The sequence below is a fragment of the Stenotrophomonas aracearum genome, assembly GCF_031834615.1.
Lineage (GTDB): Bacteria > Pseudomonadota > Gammaproteobacteria > Xanthomonadales > Xanthomonadaceae > Stenotrophomonas > Stenotrophomonas aracearum.
In genome coordinates this window covers 3,366,817-3,392,206 of record NZ_CP115543.1, presented here as the reverse complement: position 1 = coordinate 3,392,206, position 25,390 = coordinate 3,366,817, and the positions used below count along the sequence as shown (strand labels likewise).

Annotated in this window: 22 protein-coding genes; 14 read left to right on the top strand and 8 right to left on the bottom strand. The window is 69.4% G+C overall.

The window, feature by feature from the left end; translation table 11 throughout:
• Positions 1 to 543 precede the first annotated feature (543 nt).
• From pepQ to rph, 7 genes are all read right to left on the bottom strand, one after another.
• The gene (pepQ, locus tag PDM28_RS15315) at positions 544 to 1,869 is read right to left on the bottom strand and encodes a Xaa-Pro dipeptidase (protein ID WP_311182708.1); all 1,326 of its coding nucleotides are present in this window, start codon (positions 1,867 to 1,869) and stop codon (positions 544 to 546) included.
• Positions 1,870 to 1,951: 82 nt separating this feature from the next.
• Positions 1,952 to 2,299: a PilZ domain-containing protein gene (locus PDM28_RS15310; RefSeq protein ID WP_070207374.1), complete on the bottom strand. Its 348-nt coding sequence runs from the start codon at positions 2,297 to 2,299 to the stop codon at positions 1,952 to 1,954.
• Entirely contained in the window at positions 2,296 to 4,728 is a 2,433-nt protein-coding gene (locus tag PDM28_RS15305; protein ID WP_311182707.1) for a DUF1631 domain-containing protein, read from the bottom strand. The genes PDM28_RS15310 and PDM28_RS15305 overlap by 4 nt, the downstream gene beginning before the upstream one ends.
• Before the next feature lie 74 nt (positions 4,729 to 4,802).
• Complete coding sequence (hemW, locus tag PDM28_RS15300; protein ID WP_311182706.1) at positions 4,803 to 6,011, bottom strand: radical SAM family heme chaperone HemW; 1,209 nt, start codon at positions 6,009 to 6,011, stop codon at positions 4,803 to 4,805.
• A 65-nt stretch (positions 6,012 to 6,076) separates the two neighbouring features.
• Positions 6,077 to 6,670: an RdgB/HAM1 family non-canonical purine NTP pyrophosphatase gene (rdgB, locus tag PDM28_RS15295; protein ID WP_172448094.1), complete on the bottom strand. Its 594-nt coding sequence runs from the start codon at positions 6,668 to 6,670 to the stop codon at positions 6,077 to 6,079.
• Entirely contained in the window at positions 6,667 to 7,056 is a 390-nt protein-coding gene (locus PDM28_RS15290; RefSeq protein ID WP_311182705.1) for a VOC family protein, read from the bottom strand. Before PDM28_RS15290 ends, rdgB begins: the two co-directional genes overlap by 4 nt.
• Positions 7,053 to 7,781 (bottom strand): ribonuclease PH, encoded by a 729-nt coding sequence (gene rph / locus PDM28_RS15285; RefSeq protein ID WP_311182704.1) that lies wholly within the window; start codon positions 7,779 to 7,781, stop codon positions 7,053 to 7,055. Before rph ends, PDM28_RS15290 begins: the two co-directional genes overlap by 4 nt.
• A 120-nt stretch (positions 7,782 to 7,901) precedes the next feature.
• Between rph and PDM28_RS15280 the strand changes: the two genes are divergently transcribed.
• From PDM28_RS15280 to PDM28_RS15215, 14 genes are all read left to right on the top strand, one after another.
• Positions 7,902 to 8,762 carry a YicC/YloC family endoribonuclease gene (locus tag PDM28_RS15280; protein ID WP_311182703.1) on the top strand — a complete coding sequence of 287 codons (861 nt, stop codon included), beginning with the start codon at positions 7,902 to 7,904 and terminating at the stop codon, positions 8,760 to 8,762.
• Positions 8,759 to 9,421 (top strand): guanylate kinase, encoded by a 663-nt coding sequence (gene gmk, locus PDM28_RS15275; protein WP_102945166.1) that lies wholly within the window; start codon positions 8,759 to 8,761, stop codon positions 9,419 to 9,421. The genes PDM28_RS15280 and gmk overlap by 4 nt, the downstream gene beginning before the upstream one ends.
• Before the next feature lie 116 nt (positions 9,422 to 9,537).
• The gene (rpoZ, locus tag PDM28_RS15270; RefSeq protein ID WP_005410877.1) at positions 9,538 to 9,837 is read left to right on the top strand and encodes a DNA-directed RNA polymerase subunit omega; all 300 of its coding nucleotides are present in this window, start codon (positions 9,538 to 9,540) and stop codon (positions 9,835 to 9,837) included.
• 149 nt (positions 9,838 to 9,986) lie between these two features.
• Positions 9,987 to 12,146: a RelA/SpoT family protein gene (locus PDM28_RS15265; RefSeq protein ID WP_070207381.1), complete on the top strand. Its 2,160-nt coding sequence runs from the start codon at positions 9,987 to 9,989 to the stop codon at positions 12,144 to 12,146.
• Positions 12,147 to 12,189: 43 nt separating this feature from the next.
• Positions 12,190 to 12,576 carry a RidA family protein gene (locus PDM28_RS15260; protein ID WP_070207382.1) on the top strand — a complete coding sequence of 129 codons (387 nt, stop codon included), beginning with the start codon at positions 12,190 to 12,192 and terminating at the stop codon, positions 12,574 to 12,576.
• 8 nt (positions 12,577 to 12,584) lie between these two features.
• Positions 12,585 to 14,696: an ATP-dependent DNA helicase RecG gene (recG, locus tag PDM28_RS15255; RefSeq protein WP_311182700.1), complete on the top strand. Its 2,112-nt coding sequence runs from the start codon at positions 12,585 to 12,587 to the stop codon at positions 14,694 to 14,696.
• A 63-nt stretch (positions 14,697 to 14,759) separates the two neighbouring features.
• Positions 14,760 to 15,698 carry a nucleoside hydrolase gene (locus PDM28_RS15250; RefSeq protein WP_070207384.1) on the top strand — a complete coding sequence of 313 codons (939 nt, stop codon included), beginning with the start codon at positions 14,760 to 14,762 and terminating at the stop codon, positions 15,696 to 15,698.
• Positions 15,699 to 15,810: 112 nt separating this feature from the next.
• Complete coding sequence (locus PDM28_RS15245) at positions 15,811 to 16,062, top strand: type B 50S ribosomal protein L31 (protein WP_102945169.1); 252 nt, start codon at positions 15,811 to 15,813, stop codon at positions 16,060 to 16,062.
• Positions 16,063 to 16,381: 319 nt separating this feature from the next.
• Positions 16,382 to 17,659, top strand: coding sequence for a citrate synthase (locus PDM28_RS15240; RefSeq protein ID WP_102945170.1), 1,278 nt, complete (start codon positions 16,382 to 16,384; stop codon positions 17,657 to 17,659).
• Between the two features lie 255 nt (positions 17,660 to 17,914).
• Positions 17,915 to 18,427, top strand: a complete 513-nt coding sequence (locus PDM28_RS15235) for a CS1 type fimbrial major subunit (protein ID WP_311182698.1) — start codon at positions 17,915 to 17,917, stop codon at positions 18,425 to 18,427.
• A 48-nt stretch (positions 18,428 to 18,475) separates the two neighbouring features.
• Positions 18,476 to 21,076: a CS1-pili formation C-terminal domain-containing protein gene (locus tag PDM28_RS15230; protein ID WP_311182697.1), complete on the top strand. Its 2,601-nt coding sequence runs from the start codon at positions 18,476 to 18,478 to the stop codon at positions 21,074 to 21,076.
• The gene (locus PDM28_RS15225) at positions 21,073 to 22,209 is read left to right on the top strand and encodes a CfaE/CblD family pilus tip adhesin (RefSeq protein ID WP_311182696.1); all 1,137 of its coding nucleotides are present in this window, start codon (positions 21,073 to 21,075) and stop codon (positions 22,207 to 22,209) included. Before PDM28_RS15230 ends, PDM28_RS15225 begins: the two co-directional genes overlap by 4 nt.
• Before the next feature lie 18 nt (positions 22,210 to 22,227).
• Positions 22,228 to 22,929 carry a pilus assembly protein gene (locus PDM28_RS15220; RefSeq protein ID WP_311182695.1) on the top strand — a complete coding sequence of 234 codons (702 nt, stop codon included), beginning with the start codon at positions 22,228 to 22,230 and terminating at the stop codon, positions 22,927 to 22,929.
• A gap of 11 nt (positions 22,930 to 22,940) precedes the next feature.
• Positions 22,941 to 24,647, top strand: coding sequence for a YadA-like family protein (locus PDM28_RS15215; RefSeq protein WP_311182694.1), 1,707 nt, complete (start codon positions 22,941 to 22,943; stop codon positions 24,645 to 24,647).
• Between the two features lie 15 nt (positions 24,648 to 24,662).
• Here PDM28_RS15215 and PDM28_RS15210 read toward each other — a convergent pair whose 3' ends face one another.
• A complete protein-coding gene (locus PDM28_RS15210; RefSeq protein ID WP_311182693.1) occupies positions 24,663 to 25,310 on the bottom strand; it encodes a hypothetical protein in 648 nt (215 codons plus the stop codon).
• Positions 25,311 to 25,390 lie beyond the last annotated feature (80 nt).

Below are 25,390 nucleotides of genomic sequence, written 5' to 3'. Positions count from 1 at the left end.
TTGTTCTCGCGAAGAGCGGCGTTTCAATTCATACGTGCAGGGGCGGCCGCCGGGCAGCCCCGCTCCGGGATAACACGGGCCTTCGGCCCGCGTTATCCGCGCATTCCACCTTAACCCCCCGCCTTCGGCGCGCCCCCTTCAACAAGAAGGGGGCTTTTCTCCAGAGAGATCTGCCCCGCCTGGCGTGTCCCTACGCGGGTTCGAGACCGCGCGCTGGCCTGCTGGTAGGGTCGGTTCCCAAACGACTGCCGTGAAATCATCCGCGCCCGGTGACGCACGGAAATGATCGGCCCTGTTTTTTCCGTGGCCACCGGCCCACTGTCAAAGGGTCGCCCGGGGTCGGTTTGCGGGGGACTCGGCGCCATGGATGGCGTCCGCGTAGCCTACAGGGACGTACTTGCGGCGACCCCGCAAACCGGCACCGGGCGGCCCAAGCCAAGGGATCCTTGCACCTGCGGGTGTTCGCCTGAATCCAACAGCAGCCGGGCAGGGCCCGGCGATACGTCATTCCATCGAGTGCCGCAGAAAACGCGGCCAGGGCCGTCAGGCCTTCGCAAACTCCGGACGCGTCAGATTGTCTGCATCGCCCTCGGTGCACAGCACCTCGTCTTCGATGCGGATACCGCCGTACGGGCGGAAGAAGTCCACGCGGGTCCAGTCGATGCTGTCGGCATGGCCGCGCTGCTTCACCTCGTCCAGCAGCATGTCGATGAAGTACACACCCGGCTCAATCGTCACCACCATGCCCGGCTCCAGCGAACGGGTCAGGCGCAGGTACGGATGACCCTCCGGACGCTCCACCCGGCCGCCCTTGTCGCTCGCCGCAAAGCCCGCCACATCGTGCACCTGCAGCCCGATCAGATGGCCCAGGCCGTGCGGGAAGAACGCCGCGCTCACCCCCGTCGCCAGCGCCGCTTCCGGCGAGACCTTGAGCACCCCGAAGTCCTTCAGGATGCCCATCAACGACAGGTGCGCGTCCACGTGCAGCTGCTTGTAGTCCACCCCGGCGCGCACGCCCGCGCCCATCTGCTGCTGCGCTACGTCCACCGCCTCGATCATCGCCTGGAACTCATCGTGGCCACCGGCCGCATACGTACGCGTGATGTCGCTCGCGTAACCGAACGCGCTCGCGCCCGCATCGATCAGGAAACTGCGCAGCGGCTGCGGCGGCGTACGCCCCAGGTCCGTGTAATGCAGCACCGCCGCATGCTCGTTCAACCCGATGATGTTGCCGTACGGCAGCTCATTGGCGTCCTGGCCCACCGCACGGCAGTACGCCATGTGGATCTCGAACTCGCTCGCCCCCGCACGGAACGCCGCCTCCGCCGCACGGTGCCCACGCACCCCCAGCCGCTGCGCCTCGCGCATCAGCGCGATCTCGTACGGCGTCTTGTACGCCCGGTGCCAGTCCAGGTAATGGATCACCGGCTCCGGATTGTTCGGCACGAACCCGCCCAGCGCACTCTGCGGCTCACCCAGGATCGCGCAGCGCGACGCATCGCGCGGCAACAGTGCCAGCGCCTCGTCCGCCGTGCGGATGATCTCGATGTCGAAATGCGCCACCCACCAGCCGTTGGGCGCGTCCGGCACCACGTGCCAGTAATCGAACGGCTGGTGGAAGATCACCTTCGGCCGCTGCCCCGGCGTGTACACCACCCAGCTGTTGGGCACCTTCGTCAGCGGCAGCCACGCCTTGAAGTTCGGGTTCACCGCATACGGATAATCGCGGTCATCGAACGCCTGGTAATACAGCGTCCCGCTCGGAATCACCAGATGATCGAACCCCCCACGCGCCAGCGCCTCGTCGGCGCGTTGGCAGAGCACGCGCACGTGCTGGGAATACAGGGCAGCAAAGTCGGTCTGGTTCATCGCGGGGGCTCATCAGGCAGTGCGGAATGCAGCCCCTGATTCTGCCGCAATCGGCCAGCGCGTGCTGTGCCGGAACCGGCACTCAGACCGCCGAAGATTCCTCGGCGATCCACGCCCGCAGCTGCTCCTTGTGCTCCCGGCTGAGGGTCAGGAAGCGGAACCCCGCCCAGCTCTGCCCGGTCACATGGCTGGGCTCGTTCCACAGCAGGTGCACGCCCACGTCCAGAGTCTGCGGCTGCCCATTCGCCCCGGGAATGGCAAAGCGCATCTGGTACAGCGCATCCTCGTTCATCGGCACCGAGCACAGCATCAGCATGCCCGTCTCGGAAATGTTGCCCAGCCGCCCGATCACGGCCTCGGCCAGCGTGTCCGTCACCGGTACCTGGTCGTTGACGTTGCGGCGCGGCGCGCGGCGGGTGTCGTCGTTCATGCTTCAGACTCCGCAGGGGTCGACGTGCCGGCCAGCGAACGCAGCGTGCGCAGGGTCGCCTGCCACGCCCGGTCGATCAGGCGGCTCTTGCCTTCGCTGACCAGCCGCGCCTGCCCGTGCGCCATCAACCGGGCCAGGCCATCCAGCGAATGCTCGGCCACCTTCTGCCCGCGCGGATTCACGAACAGCGCGTTGTCGGTGATCAGGCTGTACCAGGACAGCCGCTGGCGACGCATGTCGCCCTGCTGGTTGGTGGTGAACTCGAACCACGTACCGAACGGCAGCGTGCGCAGCTGGCGGTAGTAGTCCTCCTCGGCCGGGCTGCGCGCCAGCGGCGCCTCGCGCCGGGCCTCGGTGCCTTCGGCCTGCTCGCCCAGCCGCGAGCGCGCACGGATGCGCGCGGTCAGCTCGGTGCGCGAGCTGGCTTCGTCCTCGCCCCCCGGGGTCGACAGGCGCCGCGCGATCGCCGACGCCTCGTCCTGGTGGTAACCCACCTGCAGCAGCGCCGATTCCACCTGCTGGCCCAGTTCGGCATCGCTTTCGGCGCTGCCCGGCGGCTGGCAGGTGACCTCGGCGATGCGCGCCGTTTCCTTCTCGCGCGCGTGCCACTGCTCCGAGCCTTCGCCGTTGCGCAGCAGGGTCAGGGTCAGGACGTCCGACCAGGCCTGCTTCAGCAGCGACTGCACGAAGCGCGGCGGTGCCGCCTGCGCGCACAGCTGTTCGATGCTCGCACCCGCCTGCTGCTTGGCCGACTCCAGCCGTTCCTTGCCGCGTGCCGCTTCCACATGCCGGCGCTCGGCCAGCTCCGCCTTGTGCGCCAGCGCGCGGAAGTGCTGCTGGATCTCTTCATTGGCCGCATCGAAGACCGCCGAGTCGCCTTCGTAGTCGGTGACCACCTTGTCCACCGCACGGTCCAGCTTCTGCACCAGCTGCGGATCGACGTCGTCCTCGCCCAGCCAGTTCGCCCCGGCTTCGGCCACCGCATTGAGCAGTTCGCGCGCCGGGTGCTGGTCGCGCACGAAGAACGCCGGGTCGGACAGCGCCGCGCGGGCCACCGGCACCTGCAGCCGGGTCAGCAGGTCCGCCGCGGCCGCATCCGGTCGCACCTCGCGGTGGATCTGCCCGTACAGCATGTCCAGCAGGTCGAAGGTGTCGGTGTCCTTGACCGTCAGGCTGGCCTGCGGGCCGTGCTCGGCGCGCATCTGCGCCAGCAGCGCGTTGTGCAGGTCGGCCATGCTGCGGCGGACCCCCGCGGCCTGCGCCTGCAGCTTGGCCAGCGTGGCATGCACCGCGCTGCTGTCCACCGCCACCGGTTGCGGGCGGCTGGCGTCGGCAGGGGCATCGGCCGCGTCAGGCGCCGCCCCGCCCGGACCCGGCGCGCCGACAGGGTGGCCTGTGCCGGTCGCCGCAGCGGCGGCCGCAAGTCCGGTCGCGCCTTGGGTGTGGCGGGCCGCGTCCAGCAGGTGATGCAGGGCCGACAGCGCCGGCGCGTTCATGTCCGCGCCCGGCCCCGGCGTGCCCATGTCGGGTAGCGGCGGCGGTGTCGCGGTGGAGGCGGGCGCGGCGACCGGGCCGATCGCCTCGCTGGTCATTGCCGCCCAGCTGCCCGCGCCGGCCGACCCGCTCCAGCCGGTGACCGGGCGGTTGGCAGCGCCGCCGGCCGCGTTGTTGCCCGCGCCGCGCTCCGGCCCGGTGACGATGCGCCGGGTGGTGGCCGACCGGGCCAGGTACGGGGTGTAGACCAGGCCGGGCAGCACGCCCTCGTGGGTCAGCAGGATGTTGGCGCGTTCCAGCAGCTCGCCCAGGCGCTCGATCAACTGCCGGTCGAACACCCGGTACAGCGCCAGCTGGGTTTCCAGCCCGAGCGCGAATTCCTCGCCCAGGTCGCGCGCGATCCGGCACAGCACGTTGGGCCCGAACGGCAGGTCTTCCACGTCGAAGGCCGGCCCCGCCGCGAGCACGCCAAAGCGCTGCCCGAGCAGCTGCAGCGCCCCGGCCGAGCGTTGCGACTCACGCCGGACGATGTCGGCCAGCACGATGTCGCGGTCGATGTCGGTATCGGTGACCAGGGTCAGGGTGGTGGCCGAGACCGGCTGGGTCGGCGCCGGCACATGGCGCACGCGCGGTTCGCGCAGGCTGGCCAGCACCGTGCCCAGCGCGTCCAGGAAGCGCGACGCGAACTGCGCGTTGATCTCGTGCAGGCGCCGGGTCTGTGCGTAGATGTCGGCCTGGATCTGGCTGTTGCGGGCACGCTCGGCGTCGCGGAACAGCTCGCGCTCCAGCTCGACGATGGTCAGTTTGAGCGGGGTACCCAGGGTCTTCTCGGCCAGCGCGTGCAGCGCGGCCAGCAGGTGGCGCACGCGCGGCGGCGCGTTGACGCCGGCGAACCGGGTCAGGTCGGGCTGTGATGAAGGTGCGGACGCTGACATCCGTTGTAGGTTCCGGCTCCCCTGAGAGCACAGAATCTACCGGTTTCCCAAGGTCCCCGCCAGAAGGGATCTCCCTACAGGAACAGTTCCACCACATCGTTGGTGAAGCGCCGGCCCAGCTCGGTCGGCTGCACCCGGTCGCCGTCCACCGTCAACCAGCCCCGCTCGACCGCCAGCTGCACCGGCGCGGCGATCCGCGCCCGCTCCAGGCCGGTGCGCGACTCGAAATCGCGCAGCGAAAAGCCCTCGTGCAGGCGCAGCAGGTTGAGCATGTACTCGAATGGCAGGCGCCCGGCGTCGATCACCTCGTCGCCACCCAGCGAGGCGGCCGTACCGGCGGTGTCCATGAAGGTCTGCGGGTGCTTGTGCTTCCAGCGCCGCAGCACGTTCTGCCCGGCGCCGCTGCTGATCTTGCCGTGGGCACCGGCGCCGATGCCCAGGTAGTCGCCGAAGCGCCAGTAGTTCAGGTTGTGCTGGCTCTGCCGGCCGGGGCGCGCATAGGCGCTGACTTCGTACTGCGCGTAACCGGCCTCGGCCAGCAGGCGCTGGCAGTGCTCCTGCATGTCCCAGGCCGCGTCGTCGTCGGGAATGCCCTGCGGCGGCCGCGCGAAGAACACCGTGTTCGGCTCCAGGGTGAGCTGGTAGTGCGACAGGTGGGTGGGCTGCAAGGCGAACGCGCGTTCCAGGTCATGCTCGGCCTGGGCCAGGGTCTGCTCCGGCAGCGCGTACATCAGGTCGATGTTGAAGTTGTCGTAGCCCGCGTCCTGGGCCAGCTTCACCGCGCGCTCGGCTTCGCCGCTGTCGTGGATGCGGCCCAGGCGCTGCAGCGCGGCGTCGTTGAAGGTCTGGATGCCGAAGCTGATCCGGTTCACCCCGGCCGCGCGGTAGCGGTCGAAGCGGCCATGCTCGGCCGTGCCCGGGTTGGTTTCCAGGGTCACTTCCAGGTTCGGCGCGAAGCGCAGGCGTGCCGACGCCGCCTGCAGGAAGCGGTCGATCGCCTCGGGCGGGAACAGGCTGGGCGTGCCGCCGCCGAAGAACACGCTGTTCACCACCCGGCCCCAGACCAGCGGCAGGTCCTGGTCGAGGTCGCGGACCAGCGCATCGATATACGCCTCGAACGGCAGCTCGCCCTTGCCCTGGTGCGAATTGAAATCGCAGTACGGGCATTTGCGCACGCACCACGGCAGGTGCACGTAGAGCGACAGCGGCGGCGGCACCAGCGACACGCCATGGTCGTGGTCGCAGGATTCGCCCGGCAGGTGGTTGCAATGTTCTTCAGACATCTGGGTAGTGCCGGCCGCTGGCCGGCTCCTCGCAATGCGTAGTGCCGGGCTCTGCCCGGCACGGATCAATAAATAACCGACAATTTCTGCTTCAACACCTGCAGCGCCTTGCCGCGATGGCTCATCGCATTCTTCACGTCCGGCGCCATTTCCGCCGCGGTCTGGCCCAGCACCGTGTCCAGGAACAGCGGGTTGTAGCCGAAGCCGTGGCTGCCGCGCAGCTCGTCGAGGATCTCGCCTTCCCAGCTGCCTTCGCAGATCAGCGGCTGCGGGTCGTTGGCGTGGCGCAGCAGCACGATCACCGCGTAGAAGCGCGCGGTGCGGCTGCCGGCGGGAACGTCGCGCATCGCCTCGAGCAGCTTGGCGTTGTTGGCCGCGTCATCGGTCGGGCTGCCCGCATAGCGCGCGCTGTACAGGCCGGGCGCGCCGTCCAGCGCGTCGACGATCAGGCCCGAGTCGTCGGCCAGCGCCGGCAGGCCGGTGCTGGCACAGGCATGCCGCGCCTTGATCAGCGCGTTCTCGACGAAGGTCAGGCCAGTCTCCGGCACGTCGCCCACGCCCAGTTCGGCCTGCGCCACGATCTCCAGCGGCAGGCCGGCCAGCATCGCCTGCAGTTCCTTCAGTTTGCCGGCGTTGCCGCTGGCCAGTACCAGTTTCATCGCTTGGGCTCCAGCAGGTCCCACGTGTTGCCGTACAGGTCGCGGAACACCGCGACCGTGGCGTACGACTCTTCGCGCGGGGCTTCCAGGAATTCCACGCCACGCGCGGTCATCGCGGCATGGTCGCGGTGGAAGTCGTCGGTGTTGAGGAAGAAGCCGACCCGGCCGCCGGTCTGGTTGCCGACCCGGCTGCGCTGCTCGTCGGTACTGGCGCGCGCCAGCAGCAGCGCCGCAGCGCTGCCGTCGGTCGGGCCGACCATCACCCAGCGCTTGCTGCCCTGGTCGATGTCCTCGATCAGGTGGAAGCCGAGTTTGCCCGTGTACCAGGCGATCGCCTCGTCGTAATCGGCCACCACGAGGGTGGCCAGGGCCAGTCGCCGGGTCACGGCTGCGCCAGCGCGGCCTGCTGCGCCGCGAACAGGTCGTTGATGCCCTTTTCGGCCAGCGCCAGCAGCGCGTCCAGCTCGTCGCGACGGAACGCGTGGCCTTCGGCGGTGCCCTGCAGCTCGATGAAGCCGCCGCCGTCGTTCATCACCACGTTCATGTCGGTGTCGCAGTCGCTGTCTTCGGCGTAGTCCAGGTCCAGCACCGGGGTGCCGCGGTACACGCCGACCGACACCGCGGCCACCGCGCCGAAGATCGGGTTGCGCTTGATGTCGCCGCGCTTGAGCAGGAAGTTCACCGCGTCCACCAGCGCCACGTAGGCGCCGGTGATGGCGGCGGTGCGGGTGCCGCCATCGGCCTGCAGCACGTCGCAGTCCAGGGTGATGGTGCGTTCGCCCAGCGCGCCACGGTCGATGCAGGCGCGCAGGGTGCGGCCGATCAGGCGCTGGATCTCCAGGGTGCGGCCGCCCTGCTTGCCACGCGCCGCTTCGCGGTCGTTGCGGGTGTGGGTGGAGCGCGGCAGCATGCCGTACTCGGCGGTGACCCAGCCTTCGCCCTTGCCGCGCAGGAAGCCGGGCACGCGGTTTTCCACGCTGGCGGTGCACAGCACGCGGGTTTCACCGAAGCTGACCAGCACCGAGCCTTCGGCGTGGCGGGTGAAGGCGCGTTCGATGCGCACTTGGCGCAGCTGGTCGGCCTGGCGGCCGCTGGGACGGGGATCGGACATGGATGGCTTCCGGTAAGACGGGGGATGCGGTTCCGCGCCCGGCCGGGAACCGGCAGGCGAGGAGGCTCGAAGAAGGCCGCTAGGGTACCATTCCCCCTTTGAGAGCATCGGAAACCCCGAATGATTCGAAGCATGACCGCCTACGCCGGCGGCGAGCGGGCGACCCCTTGGGGCACGCTGGGGTGCGAGCTGCGCTCGGTCAACCACCGCTTCCTCGAGGTCGGCACGCGCCTGCCTGAAGAGCTGCGCGCGCTGGAACCGCAGCTGCGCGAGCGGATCGCCGCACGGCTGAGCCGTGGCAAGCTGGACCTGGTGATGCGCCTGCGCGCGCCGGAAACCGGCGGCAGCCTCCAGGTCAACGAGGCCCTGCTGGGCCAGCTGGGCGCGCTGGCGCACCGGCTGACCTCCGACTTCCCCAACCTGCAGGTCAGCTTCACCGACCTGCTGCAGCTGCCGGGCGTGACCCAGGGCGAGGCCACCGACGCCGCCGCCCTGCAGGCCGAGGCCCTGGCGCTGCTGGAGCAGGTGCTGGACGGCTTCGTGGCCGCGCGCGAACGCGAAGGCGACAAGCTGGCCACTGCGATCAGCGAGCGGGTTGACGCAATCGAGCGCATCGCCGCCGAGGTCACCACCCTGATCCCGCTGATCCGCGACGGCCAGCGCACCAAGCTGGCCGCGCGCCTGGCCGACCTGCCGCACCCGGTCGACCCCGGCCGCGCCGAGCAGGAACTGGTGCTGTGGCTGCAGAAGCTCGACGTGGACGAAGAGCTGGACCGCCTGCGCAGCCACATCGTGGAGATCCGCCGCGTGCTCAGGCAGCGTGAGCCGGTCGGCCGCCGCCTGGACTTCCTGCTGCAGGAGTTCAACCGCGAAGCCAACACGCTGGGCTCCAAGTCGGTGGACAGCCGCACCTCCAACGCCGCCGTCGAGCTGAAGGTGCTGATCGACCAGATCCGCGAACAGGTGCAGAACATCGAATGAGCAGCCAGCCCACCCCCAGCGCCGCGCCGGCGCGTGGCACCCTGTACATCGTGGCCGCCCCCTCCGGGGCCGGCAAGAGCAGCATCGTCAACGCCACCCTGGCGCGCGACCCGCAGATCGCCCTGTCGATCTCGTTCACCTCGCGCGCAACCCGCCCGCGCGAGGTGAATGGCGAGCACTACCACTTCGTCAGTGCCGAAGAGTTCGAACGGATGATCGCCGCCGGCGACTTCTTCGAGCACGCCTGGGTCCATGGCGACTGGAAGGGCACCGCCCGGCAGTCGGTGGAACCGCAGCTGGCCGCCGGCCAGGACGTGCTGCTGGAGATCGACTGGCAGGGCGCCCAGCAGGTCCGCCAGACGGTCCCGGGCACGGTCACGGTGTTCATCCTGCCGCCGTCCAAGCAGGCCCTGCAGGACCGCATGCGCAAGCGCGGGCAGGACAGCGAGGCGGTGATCGCCCAGCGCCTGGCGGCCGCCCGCGAGGAAATGCTGCACTTCAACGACTTCGACTACGTCATCGTCAACGAGGTATTCGAGACCGCCGTGGACGAGCTGTGCGCCATCTTCACGGCCAGCCGCCTGCGCCGTGAGTCGCAGAAAGTCCGCCACGCCGGCCTGATCCAGGCCCTGCTGACCCCGGACGGCAACGGCAACTGACTGATTCACAAGGGGCGGGTAGCCGGTCGGCTTGATTTTGTCCAGCCCCGGCCGGTACAATCCGTCCCCTTTCCCTCATTCGATTGAGCAGCCCGCGTCGGCTGCCGGGAGCCCGCATGGCCCGCATCACCGTAGAAGATTGTCTGGAAGTCGTGAACAACCGTTTCGAGCTGGTCATGATGGCGTCCAAGCGCGCCCGTCAGCTGGCCAACGGCGTCCAGGCCACCCTGGACAACAGCGAAACCGAAGACAAGCCGACCGTGCTGGCGCTGCGCGAAATTGCCGCCCGCAAGATCGACAACGCGCTGATCGACGAAGTCGAGAAGGCCGAACGCGAGCGCGCCGAGCGTGAAGCACTGGAATGGGCCGCTGCCGAAGTCGTTGCCGACGAAGACATGTCCAAGAACGACGACTGATCGCGTTCCGCGATCACCGTTGAAATGGAAAAGAGCCCGCCTTGCGCGGGCTTTTTTCATTTCAACGTGTGGGTCACGACCGCTGGTCGTGACACCGATCAAAAAGCAATAGTTTGCCGATATCCCATTGCTGGAATAGTCTTCCAGCCATGAACCCAGGCCCCTCTGCCAAGGTCGCCACGTCCCCCGGCGCGGCCGTACCCGACTATGTCCTCCAGCTTGAACGCGCAGCGCACTACCTGCCGCCCGAGCAGCTGCCGCTGCTGCGCCGTGCGTGGGAAGTCGGCGCGTCCGCACATGCCGGGCAGACCCGCAAGTCCGGCGAGCCCTACATCACCCATCCGGTGGCCGTGGCCCAGGTGCTGGCCGAGCTCGGCCTGGACGTGGAAGCGCTGATCGCCGCGATCCTGCACGACACCATCGAAGACACCCCGCTGACCCGCGAAGAGCTGGCCGCCGAGTTCGGCGAAGCCGTGGCCGAGCTGGTCGACGGGGTCACCAAGCTGGACAAGCTGAAGTTCCGCGACCGCCAGGAAGCGGCCGCCGAGAGCTTCCGCAAGATGCTGCTGGCGATGTCGCGCGACCTGCGCGTGATCATGATCAAGCTCGCCGACCGCCTGCACAACATGCGCACCCTCGGCGCGCAGAGCACCGAAGCGCGCGGCCGCATCGCCCGCGAAACCCTGGAGATCTACGCCCCGATCGCGCAGCGGCTGGGCATGAGCCTGGTCAAGAGCGAGCTGCAGAACCTCGGCTTCAAGGCGCTGTATCCGTGGCGCCATGCGATCCTGGAAAAGCACATCCGCAGCCAGCCGGTGGTGCGCCGCGAAGCGATGGCGCAGGTGGAGGTGCAGTTGTCGCAGCGGCTGGCCAAGGAAGGGCTGGAGCACCGCCTGGTCAGCCGGATCAAGACCCCGTGGAGCATCTACAACAAGATGCGCGACGAGAACAAATCCTTCGACCAGGTCATGGACGTGTTCGGCTTCCGCCTGGTCGTGCGCAGCGTGCCCAACGCCTACCACGCCCTCGGCGCGGTGCATGCCACGTTCAAGCCGCTGGACGGGCGCTTCCGCGACTTCATCGCCATTCCCAAGGCCAACGGCTACCAGTCGCTGCACACGGTGCTGTTCGGGCCGTACGGCTCGCCGATCGAAGTGCAGATCCGCACCGAGGAAATGGACCTGATCGCCGAACGCGGCGTCGCCGCGCACTGGACCTACAAGTTCGGCGGCGACAGCCCCAACAGCGCGCAGAGCCGTGCCCACGCCTGGATCGTGGAACTGATCGACTCGCAGCGCGCGGCCGGTTCGTCGCTGGAGTTCCTCGACAACGTCAAGGTCGACCTGTTCCCGGACGAGGTCTACCTGTTCACGCCCAAGGGCAAGATCCTGGCGTTGCCGCGAAACTCCACCGCACTGGACTTCGCCTACGCGGTGCACACCGACGTCGGCAACATGGCGGTGGCCTCGCGCGTCGACAAGAAACTGGTGCCGCTGCGCACCAAGCTGGTCAGCGGGCAGACCGTGGAAGTGATCACCGCGCGCTCGGCCACGCCCAAGCCGCAGTGGCTGGAATTCGTGGTCAGCTCCAAGGCGCGTACCGCGATCCGCCACCAGCTCAAGCAGCTCGAGCACGAAGACGCCGTGCAGCTGGGCCACCGCATGCTGGACCGCGCGCTCGAAGCGATGGACAGCTCGCTGGAGCGGCTGCCCAAGGGGCGCCTGGACGCGTTCCTGGCCGAACACCGCTACCCGCGCCTGGAAGCGCTGCTGGCCGAAGTGGCACTGGGCAACTGGATGCCCAACCAGGCCGCGCAGGCGTTGATGGCCTATGCCGAACTGCGCGGTGGCGCGCATTCGAAGCACTCGCAGGAAAAGATCCTGATCAACGGCAGCGAGCGCGGCGTGGTCAGCTTCGCCAACTGCTGCCAGCCGATCCCCGGCGACGACATCATGGGCTACCACACCGCCGGCAAGGGCATCGTGGTGCACCGCCTGGACTGCCCGAACCTGGCCGAGCTGCGCAAGTCGCCCGAACGCTGGGTGCCGATCGGCTGGGACACCACGGTCTCCGGCGACTACGACACCGCGCTGGTGGTGGAAGTGGAGAACGGCACCGGCGTGCTGGCGCAGCTCGCCGCGGCGATCGCGCAGAGCCATTCCAACATCGAACGGGTGGATTACCTGGATCGCGACTTCAACGCCGCGGTGCTGGCCTTCAACATCCAGGTCCGCGATCGCAACCACCTCGCCGAGGTCATGCGCAGGCTGCGCCGGCTCTCGGTGGTGCAGTCGGTGCGGCGACAATAACGCCGGTACAATGGGGACTCTGTTTTTCGACCCTGGATTCCCCATGTCCCGTCAGATCATCAACACCGAAAAGGCCCCCGCCGCGATCGGTCCGTACTCGCAGGCCGTGCGCGCCGGCAACACCGTGTATTTCTCCGGCCAGATCCCGCTTGACCCCGCCACCGGCGACATCGTCGGCGCCGGGGACGTCGAAGCGCAGGCCCGCCGCGCGTTCGACAACCTCAAGGCCGTGGCCGAAGCCGCCGGCGGCTCGCTCGACCAGGTGGTCCGCCTGGGCCTGTACCTGACCGACCTGGCCGAATTCGCCAAGGTCAACGCGGTCATGCAGGACTACTTCCAGGCGCCGTTCCCGGCCCGCTCCACCATCGAAGTGTCCGGCCTGCCCAAGGGTGCGAACTTCGAGGTCGACGCGGTCATGGTCATCGCCTGACACGCCACGTGGCACGCAGGTCGGCGGTCACCCCGGCGCTGGCGCCGTCCGGCGACACCGCGCTGGCGGTGCTCGCTGGCGTGGGCCCGGCCGTGGCCGCCAAACTGGCGGCACGCGGCCTGGCCTCGCTGCAGGACCTGTGGCTGCACCTGCCGCTGCGCTATGAAGACCGCACCGCGCTGACCCGCATCCAGGACCTGCGCAACGGCGTGCCGGCGCAGGTCGAAGCGCGCGTGGTCGCGGTCGACCGCGGCATGCGCTTCCGGCCCACGCTCAAGGTTGCGGTGGAAGACGAAGGGCAGGGCACCCTGGTGCTGCGCTTCTTCCACTTCCGCCAGCAGCAGGTCGCGCAGTTCGCGGTCGGCACCCGGCTGCGCTGCTTCGGCACGCCCAAGCCGGGCCAGCTGGGCCTGGAAATCGTCCACCCCAGCTACGAGATCCTCGGCCGCAACGACGACCCCGCGCTGGGCGACAGCCTGGACCCGGTGTATCCCACCGTGGAAGGCATGGGTCCGGCCACCCTGCGCCGGCTGATCGGCCAGGCCCTGGACCGGTTGCCCGAAGAGTCCACGCTGGAACTGCTGCCGCCCGGTTGGCTCGACGGCCTCGCGCTGCCCTCGCTGCGCAGCGCGTTGCTCACCGTGCACCGGCCACCGCCGGACGCCAACCTGGCCGCACTCGCGGCCGGCACCCATCCCGCACAGCGTCGGCTGGCGCTGGAAGAACTGCTCGCCCATCACCTCAGCCTGCGTCGCCAGCGCATCGCACTGCAGGCGCATCACGCGCCGCCGCTGGCCGGGCCCGGGCGGCTGTGCAAGGCCCTGCTCAAGCAGTTGCCGTTCGCGCTCACCGGCGCGCAGAAGCGCGTGTTCGGCGAAATCCGCGACGATCTCGCCAAGCCGCGCCCGATGCTGCGGCTGGTGCAGGGCGATGTGGGCTCGGGCAAGACCGTGGTCGCCGCGCTGGCGGCAATGCTGGCGGTGGAGCAGGGCAAGCAGGTCGCGCTGGCCGCGCCGACCGAACTGCTCGCCGAGCAGCACCTCACCAACCTGCGCGGCTGGCTGGAACCGCTCGGCGTGCAGGTGGCGTGGCTGGCCGGCAAGGTCACCGGCAAGGCGCGCAGCAAGGTGCTGGAGCAGGTCGCCAACGGGCAGGCCCAGGTGGTGGTCGGCACCCACGCGCTGATGCAGGACGCGGTGGTGTTCCATGACCTGGCGCTGGCCATCGTCGACGAGCAGCACCGCTTCGGCGTGCACCAGCGCCTGGCGCTGCGCGACAAGGGCGCGGGTGGGCGCAGCGTGCCGCACCAGCTGGTGATGACCGCCACCCCGATTCCACGCACCCTGGCGATGTCCGAGTACGCCGACCTGGACGTGTCGGCGATCGACGAACTGCCGCCCGGTCGCACCCCGGTGCAGACCGTGGCGCTCAACAACGACCGCCGCCCGGAACTGATCGAGCGCATCGCGCTGGCCTGCCGCGAAGGCCGGCAGGTGTACTGGGTGTGCACCCTGATCGAAGAGAACGACGAACTCGACGCCACCCCGGCCCAGGCCACCTACGAATCGCTGCAGGCGCTGTTGCCGGGCGTACGGGTGGGGCTGGTGCACGGGCGGCTGAAAGCCAGCGAGAAACTGGCCACCATGGTCGCGTTCAAAGCCGGCCAGATCGACCTGCTGGTGGCCACCACGGTCATTGAAGTGGGCGTGGACGTGCCCAACGCCTCGCTGATGGTCATTGAAAATGCCGAGCGGCTCGGCCTGGCCCAGCTGCACCAGCTGCGCGGCCGGGTCGGGCGCGGCTCGGCGGTATCGCGCTGCGTGCTGCTGTACCAGGCACGCCTGTCGGCGATGGCGCGCGAGCGGCTGGAAACCATGCGGCAGACCAACGACGGCTTCGTCATCGCCGAAAAGGACCTGGAGCTGCGCGGCCCCGGCGAACTGCTCGGCACCCGCCAGACCGGCCTGGCCGGCTTCCGCATGGCCGACCTGGCCCGTGACGCCGACCTGCTGCCGGAGGTGCACGCGCTGGCCGAGCGGTTGCTGGGCGAAAAGCCCGCGGTGGCGGACCGGGTCGTGGATCGATGGATCGGCAGCGCGGTGAAATACGCCGGCGCCTGACCCGCCTTGTATTTGTCATGCAGGGGTGCGACAGTCCCTTGCCGCTAATTCAAGACGGCACGCATGTCCAAGAAGATTCCGCTGTTGATCGACACCGATCCGGGTGTCGATGACGCCCTGGCCCTGTTGATGGCCTTTGCCGACGAACGCCACGACGTGGTCGGCCTCACCATTGCCGCCGGCAATGTCGGCCTGGACCACACCGTCCGCAATGCGTTGAAGCTGTGCGAAGTCGCCGGCCGCGAAGACGTGCCGGTGTTCGCCGGTACCCCCGAACCGCTGGTGCACCCGTCCGTCGACGCCGCGCATGTGCATGGCGCCGACGGCTTCGGCGACGTCAACCTGCCTGCCGCGCAGCGCCAGGCCGAAGCCGAACATGCCGCGCTGGCCATCCTGCGCCTGTCCCACCAGTACGCCGGCGAGCTGTTCCTGGTCGCGCTGGGTCCGCTGACCAACCTGGCCCTGGCGCTGAAGCTGGACCCGACCCTGCCGCAGCGCGTGAAGCGCTTCCTGGTGATGGGCGGGGCGGTCACCTGCCACGGCAACATCACCCCGGCCGCCGAGTTCAACATCGCCTTCGACCCCGAAGCGGCGCACGTGGTGTTCACCGGCTTCCCGCACATCGAGGTCGCCGACTGGGAAGCCACGGTGGCCCACGGCCTGCTGCACAAGGATGTCGAAGGCTGGCTGGCCGCGGACAGCGACAAGGCCCGCTTCTATGAGCTGATCTCGCGCCAGACCCGGCTCTGGTCCGAAGACAGCCGTGGCGACCGCTGGTTCGCCGCAGACGCGCTGGCCATGGCCTGGGCGCTGCAGCCCGAGGGCGCGCTGCGGGTCGAGTCCCGGCCGCTGAATGTCGAGCTGGCCCCGGGCCATGCCCGCGGTGCTACCATTGTCGACTGGAACCGCCAGACCGGGCAGCCGGACAACACCCAGCTGCTGATGGCCTACGACCAGGGGCGCTTTGAAGCCCAGGTCCGTAGCGCGCTCGGGGTCCAGTAAGGCCGCCACGGCGGGCCTGTTCATGTAGCGCGGGTCCCGGCTTGCCCTTGGGGGTCGCCGGGACTATAATGTCGCGCTTACGTTTTTCTTTTCCAAATTTTACGGTGTGTCCATGAAGGCCGATATCCATCCGAACTACCGTGACGTCGTCTTCCAGGACGTCACCTCTGACTTCAAGATCCTGTCGCGTTCGACCATTGCGACCAAGGAAACCACGACCTGGACCGACGGTAACGAATACCCGCTGGTCAAGATCGAAATCTCCTCGGCCTCGCACCCGTTCTATACGGGCCAGCACAAGGTGATCGACACCAGCGGCCGTATCGACAAGTTCAAGCGTCGTTTCGGCAAGACCGCCGCCTGAGCTGTCACGCTGCTGCATGAAAACAACGGTCGCCCAGGCGGCCGTTGTTTTTTTTTGCTTGCCTGAACCCTGCTGCCGGATGAACGGTGGTTCATAAATTGCGCCGGTCGCGGGAACGCAGTGTCCATTCCGGCCCGGTTTTGCCCCGCCAGCGCTTGCGCGCACAGGGCGTGGCGCCTGTTCGTCTACGACTTCCGTCCTAGGGCGTGGCAAATGTTGCTGTGCGATAATGACGTGATCCACAGCACAGGTTGTGGACTTCATTCACGTGCCCGCCCCACGCGCTTGGGTGGGCGCCTTCCCCTGAGGAGCGCACACAGTGTCCGATCTTGATCAGGTCACGCTCAACGCCGGCGAAAAGTCGGTCGTTCTGCCTGTCATCAAACCCACGCTCGGCAACGATTGCGTCGATATTTCGAAGCTGACCAAGGAAACCGGTCTCTTCACCTACGACTCCGGCTTCACCGCCACCGCCAGCTGCAAGTCCGCCATCACCTATATCGACGGTGACAAGGGCGTGCTGCTGTATCGCGGCTACCCCATCGAACAGCTGTCGGAAAAGTCCAGCTACGTCGAAGTGGCTTACCTGCTGATCAACGGCGAGCGTCCGAGCGCCGAGCAGCTGAAGGCCTTCACCGACGAGCTGGCGGCCGAAGCCAACGTCGACGCCTCGATCAACGCGCTGATTGCCAGCTTCGACAAGGACGCCCATCCGATGGCGATCCTGGCCGCGGCCATCGCGCAGCTGTCGGCGAAGTACCACGCTTCGCTGGACCTGTCCGACGCCGAACAGCGTCGCCAGTCCGCCGTGCGCCTGATCGCCAAGGTGCCGACCCTGTCGGCGCTGATCTACCGCCACGGCAAGGGCCTGCCGGCCAACACGCCGGACACCTCGCTGGACTACGTCAGCCGCTTCCTGAAGCAGACCTTCGAGTCCGCCGACGGCCAGTACGACCTGAACCCGGACGTGGTCAAGGCGCTGGACCTGCTGTTCATCCTGCACGCCGACCACGAGCAGAACGCCTCGACCTCGACCGTGCGCCTGGTCGGTTCGACCGGTGCCAACCCGTACGCCTCGGTCGCCGCCGGCGTCACCGCGCTGTGGGGTCCGGCCCACGGCGGTGCCAACGAAGCCGTGCTGAAGATGCTCGAGGAAATCGGTTCGGCCGACAACGTCGAATCGGCCGTGCTCAAGGCCAAGGACAAGACCTCCGGCTTCCGCCTGATGGGCTTCGGCCACCGCGTGTACAAGAACTTCGACCCGCGCGCCAAGGTCATCGGCGAGATGACCAGCAAGGTGCTCAAGCAGCTGGGCGTGCAGGATCCGCTGCTCGACGTTGCGGTCAAGCTGGAACAGGCCGCGCTGCAGGACGACTACTTCGTCGCCCGCAAGCTGTACCCGAACGTCGACTTCTACAGCGGCATCATCTACAAGGCGCTGCAGATCCCGACCGAAATGTTCACCGTCATGTTCGCACTGGGCCGTACCTCCGGCTGGGTCGCGCATTGGCTGGAACAGCAGGTCGACCCGGAAATGAAGATCGGCCGTCCGCGCCAGGTCTACACCGGCAGCGACGTGCGCGACTACCAGGGCTGATCCAGCGCTGGTTGCGTCAAAAAACACCTCCGAAAGGAGGTGTTTTTTTTTGTCATTGCAGCAAGCGACAGGCAGCGACGCGATTGACTGAAAACTGCTCGGAACGCTTGAAATGCAGCGGTATCGCGCGCGCTGTCGCAGATCGAGCAGCGCTGCGCCGGCTTTAAGAATGCTTGCGTGTGGACAGCGCAGCGCACTGCCTACCTTGGTCGACAACCTCATGCGAGGTGCACATCCATCAAGGGAGAGAACCTCATGTACCGCACTCTGAAACAGGCCGCGCTGGGCCTGGCGCTGTCTACCGCCGCACTGTCCGTCCACGCCGCCGAAGCGCACATCACCGTCTGGGCCAACGTCGACCCGACCCTGTCGCTGCTCAAGGCCGATGGCAGCGTGCTGCCCGACGCCGTGCAGATGCCCTATCGCGCAGGGCAGGGGCTGGGCAGCTGGAGCGAACGGGTGCGCGTGTTCTCCAACGACACCAGCATGGATGTCGACGTGCGCCTGGCCGAGCCGGCCGTGCTGATGCCCAAGGTGACCGCCGCCGGTGCCACCAACATCCCGCTGGCGGTCAGCCTCAATGGTCGCGAACTGGGCGTTGCGCCCATCGCCTTCACTGCCGACCAGCTGTTCCTCGGCGCCATTCCCGGTGCCTCCATCGAAATGCCGCTGACCGTCGCCCAGGCCACGCCGGGTCCGATCGCCGCGGCCGGCCTGTATGACGGCCCGGTCAGCCTGGTACTGGCGCAGAGGGCCAGCAGCCTCTGACCTGCATGCCGGCACCGCGCCCGCGCGGTCGGTGCCGGCGCTTCCGCCATGCGAATTCCTGCTTCCGCCCTGGTCCGGCTGGCGGTGGCGCTCGTGCTTGCCCCGATGGCGGCGCAGGCGAGCCCGGTGCCGGCCGGTTTCGAAGACCTGGTCAGTGGCCAGCGCGAACGTCTCGAGGTACGCGCGTTCGGTCGCTCGGCCGGCCTGTGGCCCGCCTGGGTCACGCTCGACCACATCCAGTTCGAAGACCCCGCGCAGGTCCTGGCCGCGCTGGGCCTGTCCCGCTCCGCCCAGCAGACCCTGCTGCCCGCGCTGTCGACCCCGCTGCCGCGCGACAGCCATCTCGCCTGCGTCCACGCCCGGCCGCAGCCCGGATGCGGCTGGCGCGCCCCGTCCGAGGATCCCCATCGCGTGCATGCCATCTTCGACGAAAGCGACGGCGCCCTGCTGCTGTTCCCCGCGCTGCGCTGGCTACCGCGCGAGGCGTCGGCCGACGATGGCCTGCACCGCCTCAGCGAGCACGCCGAAAACGCGCTGCTGCACCAGCAGAGCCTGACCCTCAGCGGCGGCGGCCGCGACCATGCGCTGAACGCGCATGGCAGTGCCGCGCTCGGCGTGCTGCGCAGCGGGCACCTTGGGGGCAGCTGGAACTACGCGCGGCAGGGATGGCCCGGTCAACCCACGCGCGACCGCTTCCAGCTCGACGACCTGTATTACCGGCATGACCTGGCCCGGCGCCATTACCTGCAGCTGGGGCGCATGGACCGCCGCAACCTGGCCAGCAGCCAGGGGGGCCAGTTCGGGCTGGGCCTGCTGCCGCTGGAACGTTTCGACGGCGTGCGCGTGGGCACTACCCAGGCCTATGTCGATGTCGACGCCGATCCGGGCGCCGCGCCGCTTGCCGTGCTGCTGTCCCGACCGGCGCGCGTGGACGCCTTCGATGGCGAGCGCCTGCTGCAGACCTTCTACCTGCCTGCCGGCGTCACCGACCTGGACACCCGCCAGTTTCCGCCCGGCAGCTACGAGGTCACCCTGCGCATCCATGAGGACGGCCGGCTGGTGCGCAGTGAGATCCAGCCGTTCTCGCGCGGCCAGGACTGGGGCGAACCCGGCCTGCAGTGGTTCGTCCAGGGCGGCCGGCAGCGTGCGCAGGGCCGCGACCCCGCGAGCGGGCAGCGCGCACTCCAGGCCGGACTGCGCCTGCCACTGGCGCGACAGTCCGGGGCCAGCGTGGGCGTCGCCCGGATCGGCGACGACAGCTACGCCGAACTGCGCACCGGTACCCGGCACCGCCTGCGCACGCATGACCTGCAGGCCGAGATCGGCGCCATCGCCGGCAGCGACGGCAGCCGTGGCAGCCAGCAACAGCTGAGCGTGCGCAACCGCGCGTCCTGGAACCTGTACCGCCAGCGCATGCGTGGTGCGCGCTGCCATGACCGGCTCGGCTGTGCCGATGCCCTGAGCGCCTCATTGAGCCTGCCGCTGGCCGGCGGCAGCCTGTATTTCGGCCACACCCGGCGGCGCAGCGCGGCGCCCGTGCGCTCCGGCTTCGCGCGCATCGCCGAGCGCACCCGCAGCGTGCAGGTGAACTACAGCCTGACCCGGCAGTGGCGCGGCATGAGCGTCAGCGCCCGGCTCGGCGCCTGGCACCAGGCCGGCGCGCGCCATGACCAGGGCGCGCAGTTCGGCGTGAGCGTGTCGCGGCTGCAGCACGCCGCCGGCAGCAGCGTGCTGCGCCGGTTCGGCATCGAAGCGCGGCAGCCGCGCCAGGGCGAACCGGAGCGCGCGCTGGTGCTGGCCCAGTCGTGGCGGCAGGAGCAGGATGGCAGCGCACGCGAAGCCGGCGCCGAACTCGAGGTCGACGACCGCGGTGCTGTCGACGCGCTGCTCGCGCTGCGCGCGTACACCCCGCTCGGGCATACCGGCGCGGTGCTGTCGCATTACCGTCAGGCGCACGCCACGGCCACCGCCTACAGCCTCAGCCATGGCTCGGCGCTGGCCCTGTCGCGGCGCGGCCTGTTCTGGGGTAGCGCCAACGGCGCCGATGCCGGGGCGGCGGTGAGCGTCGCCGCAGCCGACCTGCCGACCCTGGAGGGCGCCGCCGCCGAAGTGCAGGCCGGCGCGCAGGGACGCCAGATCCTTCGCTTCGGGCAACGCCGCCTGCTGCCGTTGAGCGGCTACCAGCGCCACCGCGTGGACGTGCACGATGTCGCCCACGCGGTGCAGGACGCCGGCGTGCGCGTGACCCGCCCGGGCACCGCGCACCAGCCGTTCCTGCTGCCGGGCCGGGTGATCGCGCTGCCGGTCGGGGTCGAAGCCACCTACACCTACATCGGCAGCGCACGCGATGCCGCTGGCAGCGCACTGGCGGGCGCGCGCATCCTCAATGCGGCTGCGGCGCCGCTGGGGGACGACGGCGGCTTCATCGCCGAGTTCCCGCAGCGCGAAGCGGTGCTGTACCTGCTGCGGCGGCAACAGCTGCTGCAGTGCCCGTTGCAGGTGCGCGAACAGCGCAGCGTGGTCCTGCTGGTCGGGCCGCTGGCCTGCGCGCCGCTGGAGCGCGACGCGCTGCCCGAGCACATCAGCCAGCAGCCGCGGGTCCAGCAGCTGCTCGATGCGGCCGCGCCGATCGCACTGGGTCGTCCGTGAGCCGCACGGTGTATCGGCTGGCCGTGGCCGTCCTGGCATCGCTGCTGCTGGCAAAGCCGGCCGCCGCGCAGCGTCCGCCGGTGACCCTGCCGACCCCGGGAACCACCGTCACCACGCATCACCACGCATTCGACCGGGCCGCGCCGCAGCCGCTGCAGCTGTGGGCGCCGCGCACCGTGCTCGGTTTCCAGGAAGTGGACCACGGGCACGGACGGATCCATGTGACCTGCACGGACACGCCGGCGCGCGGCCGCTGCCCGCGCACCGACAGCGGCGAAGGCCCGACCGGGCGCAGCCCGATCCAGCTGGAGTTCCACGAACAGCGCAGTGGCCAGCGCCGCGACATCGCCGTCATCGGCTGGCTGGAGCGGGTTGAATGGGAGCGCGCCTGCAGCAACGACTACTGGGACAAGTCGGAGTACCCGCTGTGGACCTCGGCCACCCGCGAGTGCCACGTTGAGCCCGCCGGCACGGCCGCCACGCTGGAAGTGGCGGCGCGGGACATCGCGCTGCTGGTGGCCGGGCGCTGGCAGGCCGAGCTGCACCTGGACGTGCGCAGCGGCCTGGGCGGCGCGGTGCTGGGTCGGCATGTGTTCGTGCTGGAGGTGACCGTCACCGATCCCGAGCGTGCCGCGATCCACTTTCCCGAACATGGCGCCTCGGTCGCGCCGATGGACCTGCAGCTGCAGAGGCGCAGCCGGCCGCTGCCAGCCAGCGTCGGCGGGGAAGGGGTGCTGGACATGTGCCTGTACGACGGCCTGGGCTCGCTCAGCAGCCAGCTGGTACTGGTCGCGCGTGACGGCGGCCCCGAAGCGCCGGGACGACCGCACGGTTATTTCTCGGTCTGGCATCAGCGTGGCGGGCGCGCCGCGCATGAGCGGATCGATTACCGCCTGCACCTGCTGCACGCGGGCCGGCGCATCGACCTGGCGCATGACGAGCACACCGTACTGGACGGGATCGACAGCGCCGAGCTGCGGCCGGTGCTGCTGCCGGGCATGGAGCAGGCCGTGCACTGCGTGCCTACGCCGCTGACCTTCCTGACCCCGCCGTTTCCCGCTGCGGACAAGCGCGATGGCCGTTACCAGGGCGAGCTGAGCCTGGAAATGCGCCTGCCGACCCGTCGCCCCTGATTCCCGTCGAGACCTCCCATGCGCCTGCACCGTACTGTTTTCCTGCTTCTTTTCTTGCTGTTCGCCGCTCCGGTGTCGGCCAACCTGGACGTGCACCCCATGCGCGTGCACGTCGACAGCGGGCGCACCACCAGCATCCGCGTGCATGCCCAGTCGCCGCGCACCCAGTACGTCCGCGCCACGGTCAAGCGCGTGGTCGACCCGGCGGGCGACGCCGAACACGAGGTCGACGAACCGCCCGGCGATGCTGCCGCGCTTGCGGTCACGCCGGGCATGTTCGCGCTGGCCGGCGGCGGCAGCCGCCTGGTGCGGGCGATCGCGCTGGCGCCGGTGGCCGAGGAAACCGCGTTCCGGGTGTACTTCGAAGGGGTGCGCGGCGAAGACCCGGACGCATCGGCGGAGGTGGGGCCCACTGCCAGCGCCACCATCGGGGTCAGCCTGGTGTGGGGCGTGCTGGTCAACGTGCTGCCCGCAGACGGACGCGTCGCGATGCAGCTGCTCGACGGTGCCCTGCACAACCGCGGCACGTTGCGGCTGGGCATCCGCCGCATCGAACAGTGCGTCGCCGGCGCCTGCACCACCCATGACATCGAGCGCAGCGTCTATCCCGGCGCTGCGCTGGCGCTGCCTTTCCAGCCGGCAGCCGGCGCGCGGCTGCGCGTGGACTACCGGCTCAGCCGCGACGGTTATCGCGAACACCAGCAGGTCCTGCTGCCTTGAAGGGAACCACCATGTACCGTCTTGAACACGCACTTTCCCGGCGCCGCCGCGCCCGCCTTGCCGCCGCGCTGATCGTGGCGCTGCCGGGGGCCGTCGCGGCCACGCCGCCGCTCGTATCCAGCCCGGCCGGCGTGGAGGTGCGCGACGACGACGCGCCTGCGTCTGCGCGCGCGCTGTCGTTTGCCGGCGGGCTGGGGGTCGGGGTCGGCGTGGCCGGGGTGTTCGGCCGCGACCACGTACGCGAGCGCGTGATCCAGTGCCCGGCACCGGCGCCGCCAACGCCGGCCGAAAGCGTGCTGCCGCCGGGATGGTCCGACGCGCTCTGGCAGGTCAACGACAATGGCCAGCGGATCGCCCGCAACCGACGCGACATCGACCTGCTGCGCGACAGCGTGCAGGCGGTGGTGCCGGTGGTGCCCGACCTGAGCGATGTAGTGCGCTTCGACAAGGACGCCACCGTGCACCTGCGTGGCGCACGCCTGATCGCCCTTGGCGAGGGCGATGTGGGCCCCGACAGCCGCCACGCGGTCAACGGAACGCAGCTGTATGCCACCGAAAAGCGGGTCGCGGCGCTGGAGTACACCCAGTTGTATGCGCGGGTCGGTGCCGACGACGAGAGTTTCCCCGCCTATGCCGGGCACTTGAGCACCGCACTGGGCAGCGACGCCCGCGCAGAGGCTTCGGGTTCGACCGCGATCGGCAGTTATGCCACCGCGCGCGGCAGCAATTCGGTGGCGCTCGGGCGTGCCGCGATCATCCTGGAAGGGGCGCACGACGGCTTCGCACTCGGCTCGCGCTCGCGCGTGCTGGCCGAGAATGGCATGGCGATCGGCGCCTCCACGCAAGTCTGGGAAGGCGCCCACGACAGCGTGGCACTGGGCTTCGGCTCGATCGTGCAGCGACCGTTCGAAGTGTCGGTGGGCGGGCAGGGCATCCGCCGGCGGATCACCAATGCGATGCCCGGCATCGCCCCCGACGATGTGGTATCGCTGCGGCAGCTCTCGGAGCTGGCGGGGGTGATCGGCACCGGCGTCAACGCCGAAGGCGGCGTGCGCGGCCTGCGCTTTGCGGTGCAGGGTCGGTATCACGGCACGGTCTCCAGCGCGCTGGATGCGCTCGACTATGCGGTGAGCGCCGCGCATGACCGGATGGGCGGGATCGACCAGCAGGTCAGCGCGCTGGCCGCGCAGCAGGGCAGTGACGGGCAGGGCAGTGCAGACGTGGAGGCGGCGCCCATGCTGACGGCGTCCGTGGAGGCGACTGCGGATGCAGACCGCGAGGGAGCGTTCGCAGCGGATGCGCCTGCGCCCGCGCCCGCCGCAGCTCCAGCCGAGGCTGGGGCGCGCGGCGCGCAGCAGGCCCAGGCGCCCCTGCCGCCGGTCGACACCCGTGCCGTGGACGACGCGGTGCAGCGAGCCAACGCCTACACCGACCAGGCGATGGCCGGCGTCGACCGCCGCTTCGACCGCATCGACCGGCGCATGAACCGCATGGCGGCGATGGGCAGCGCACAGGCGGCGATGGCAATGAACACCGCCGGGCTGCCTACCTGGAACCGGCTCGGCGCGGGCGTCGGCCATGCCGATGGCGAGTCCGCGCTCGCAGTGGGCTACCAGCGCGTGCTGGACCGGCGCGCCACCACCACCTTCAGCCTCAACGGCGCCTTCAGCCAGGGCGGCGAGAGCACCGTGGCGGTGGGCGTGGGCATCGGGTGGTAGGCGCGCGCGGAGGTCTCAGGGGCTGTCGAGGTAGCCCCTGATCTCGTCCTCGGCCAGCAGGGTGCGCAGCTGCGCGGCCGACGCGCGCCGCATCGGCTTCTCGTCGATGCTCGACAGCGGCGGTTGGCGCAGTGCGTCGTAGGGCAGTACCGCCACGTCGAAGGTCAGCCCTTCGGCGCTGAAAACCCACACCGGCGCATCCAGCGTGCGTTCGCGGTCCAGGCGCAGCCGCCGCATGCGCGACTCGGCCGGGATCCGGTGTTCTTCCAGGAAGCGCTGCACGGCATCGGCATCGTCGCTGTGCACCTGCAGCTGCACGGGGCTGTTGGCGTCGGCGGTGCCGTCCAGCACCGGGCCGCACAGGCGCGGCGCGAAACCGTGCAGGAACTCCAGCGCACGCAGCCCGGCCTCGCGGCGCTGGCGCAGCTGCGTGCCATGCCCGGCACCGGCGAACAGGCGCTGGTATTCGCGCAGGGCGTCTTCGATCTCGGTATTGCGCGGCAGCGAGGCATCGTCATGGATGCCCAGGCGCCCGGCGGCCTTCAGTTTGGCCTGGTGGTAGTCGCGGATTCCGCCTTCGGCCATCAACCGGGCTGCCTCGTGGGCAAGCCGGTGGCGGCGTTCGCGGGTCTGGCTCTCGGCATGCTGTCGTGCACGATGCATGAGCGGATCTCCCCTTTACGACCTGGGATCGACTCTACACGCATCGTGTGACGATCAGGACACGCCGTGCGTGTCCTGAT